This is a genomic window from Nitrosospira multiformis (assembly GCF_003050865.1).
Lineage (GTDB): Bacteria > Pseudomonadota > Gammaproteobacteria > Burkholderiales > Nitrosomonadaceae > Nitrosospira > Nitrosospira multiformis_E.
The window spans coordinates 1-3,172 of the sequence record NZ_QAOK01000064.1 but is presented as its reverse complement, the minus strand read 5'-3'; the positions used below and the strand labels follow the sequence as shown (position 1 = coordinate 3,172).

General features: G+C 56.6%; 1 protein-coding gene. It reads left to right on the top strand.

All coding sequences use genetic code 11. The annotated features are described in order from the left end of the window. Window positions 1-3,172: condensation domain-containing protein (locus C8R21_RS15340; protein ID WP_258192456.1), on the top strand; the 3,172-nt coding region annotated here is incomplete at both ends.

Here is a 3,172-nt window from a genome sequence, read left to right as displayed (position 1 = left end):
TCAATCCGAGCGGCAAGGTAGACCGCAAGGCCTTGCCTGAGCCGGAGTTTACCCATACGGAGCATTATGAGGCACCGCAGGGGGAAGCGGAAGAAATTCTGGCGGGTATCTGGGCGCAGGTGCTGGGTGTGGCAGAGATGGGACGGCATGACAACTTCTTTGAGCTGGGGGGCGATTCCATACTCAGCCTCCAGATCGTCACTCGAGCGCGTCGTGCCGGCTGGAAGATCACGCCACGCCAGTTGTTCGAACAGCAGACCATTGCTTCGTTGGCGTCGGTGGCAATGACGCTCGAGCCTCAAGATGCAACCGTCGCTACCCTGACTCCGATCACAAGCGCACAACCGAAAGAAGGATTGAGCGACGGAGGCTCGAGGAGACTCCTACCGCTGCTGCCAATTCAGGCTGAATTCTTCGCACAGGAAATTCCCGCGCGACATCACTGGAACCAGGCCGCGCTCCTGAAAAGCCGGGAACATTTGGATCCTGCACATCTTGGACAGGCACTGGAAGCCGTGGTGCGGCACCACGACGCGCTTCGTTTCCGCTTTGCCAGAAATGAGAGCGACGACTGGCAACAGTTTTGTGGGGAATCCATTGCGGATGATTTGTTATGGGTGCGCAAAGCTGCTACCGAAGCCGATCTGGAAGTGCTGTGCAACGAGGCGCAGCGCAGCCTGAATCTCGTGGAAGGTTCATTGCTGCGCGCCGTGCTTTTCGATATGGACGATCGCAGCCAGCGGTTGCTGCTGGTTATTCATCACCTTGTGATCGACGGCGTTTCCTGGCGTATCCTGCTCGAGGATTTGCAGAGTGCCTATAGTCAGGCCCGGAATGCCCAAGCTATCGCATTGCCCGAAAAATCGGGCAGCTATGAGGTGTGGACCGCGCAGCTGCAGCGTTATGTACATGAAAACCGAGAAGAACTAATTTACTGGCGAAGCTTGACGGGAGTACCGGTCATACTGCCCTGCGATAACCCCGAGGGCGCGAGCTTCGTTCGTCACCAGCACGATGCTGTGCTCAAGCTGGGTAAGGCGCAGACCCACGCCTTGCTTAAGGAGGCGCCCCCAGCCTATCGTACTCACGTAAACGATCTGTTGCTTACCGCCTTGGGAAGCGCCCTCTGCCGGTGGAGCGGCCATAAGAAAATCCTGATCGATCTTGAAGGCCATGGCCGGGAAGATTTATACGATATCGACCTTTCGCAAACGGTCGGATGGTTTACCACCCTCTATCCCGTGTTGCTCGACCCAGCCGGAGACTTGGGTCAGAGAATCAAGCGCATCAAGGAGGATCTGCGAAGGATACCGAACAAGGGAGTGGGTTACGGCCTGTTCAAATATCACGGCACGTCCGAACAGCGTGAAGCCCTGGCATCCCTGCCCCAGCCTGAAGTCGTATTCAATTACCTGGGGCAACTGGATGCGAGTTTCGACGAAAGCGCGCTGTGGACGTTGGCGACCGAATCGATAGGGGACCTGACCGATGAAAATGCGCCTCTCAGTCATGATATTTCCATAAATAGTCATGTTTATGAGGGCGAACTGTGCCTTACGGTGAGCTATAGCGCCGCGCGTTACCACAGGACGACAATTGAGGCATTCCTGAGCGTTTGCCAGGCTGAGCTTGAAACGTTGATTGTCCATTGCACCCGTGGCATACAAGGCCTTACCCCTTCGGATTTCCCCTTGGTCGAAATCAGCCAGCGCGAGCTGGACAGTCTACCTCTGCCCATCGCCGCCGCACAGCTTGAAGACCTTTATCCACTTTCTCCATTGCAGGGGGGCATACTTTTCCACAGCGTATTTGACAGGGACGACCACGGTGTTTACCTCAATCAGTTGAGGGCCGATATCGAGGGACTGGATGCAACTCGTTTCAAGGCTGCATGGCAGGCTGCGGTGGCTTGCCACCCGGTGTTACGGACAGGTTTCGTGATTCAGGACAGCAAGCCCCTGCAATGGGTAGCCAAGTCCGTCGAGCTGCCATTTGTGGAACACGACTGGCGGACCAGGGAGGATAAGGAGCATAGGGAGCATAGGGAGGAAAGGGAGAAAAGGGAGCGCGATCTTGAGGTATTGGCGCGGGTGGAACATGCCTCGGGTTTTGATCTTGCCAGACCTCCGCTCATGCGCATCGCGCTGGTGAGATTGACCGACGACCGGTACCACTTCATCTGGACGATCCATCACTTGCTGCTTGACGGATGGAGCACTTCCCAACTGGCCGGGGAAGTATTGCGGCGATATGCCGGAGACCTCTCTCCAGTTCAGGAAGCGTCGTTCCGGGGCAGAGGCGAATATCGCAGGTTTATCGAGTGGCTGCAGCGCCGTGATGTGGAAGTTTCCGAAGCATATTGGAGGGAGCGGCTGAATGAAATCGGGGAGCCGACGCGGTTGGCGGCGATATTGCCTGCGCACCGAGAAAATTCCGATCATGAAGAGTATGGGGAGCATATCACTGAACTGCCGCTTTCCCTTTCCGAGAGGTTGATTCAGTTTGCCCGTCGCGAACGCGTCACCCTTAACACGCTGATACAGGGTGTCTGGGCGATCTTGCTGAGCCAGTACACCGGGAAGCAAACCGTCCTTTTCGGCGCCACGGTGGCGGGAAGGCCGGCCGCCCTGCCGGGAGCGGAGCACTTGTTGGGATTGTTCATCAATACGCTTCCCGTGTCGGTAATGCTCCAGCCCGAGCACCAGGTCGGCGCATGGCTGCGCGACCTGCAAGCGCAGAACCTCGCCTCGCGCGAACACGAGCAAACACCTTTGTATGAGATCCAGCGCTGGCTGGGACAAAGCGGGCAGGGATTATTCGACAGCATTCTCGTATTCGAGAACTATCCCATGGATGAGGCGTTGCGCGAATCGAGTCCGGGCGGGCTTGCTTTTTTCAACATCCGTAATCGCGAAAGCAGCAATTATCCAATGATGGTATCGGTCATGCAGAGTAATGTGCTGTCGCTGGGCTACAGCTACGATTGCAGATATTTTTCGCGAACGGCGGTGGAATCCATTGCAACGCACCTCAACAGACTGCTCGACAGGATTACCACCACTCCCGTAAACTCGCTACAGAGCCTTGGCAACATCGACATCCTCAGTGAAGCCGAGCGGGCGCAGCTTCAGATCTGGGGGATCAATGAGCAGCGCTACGCCAACACCGAGCC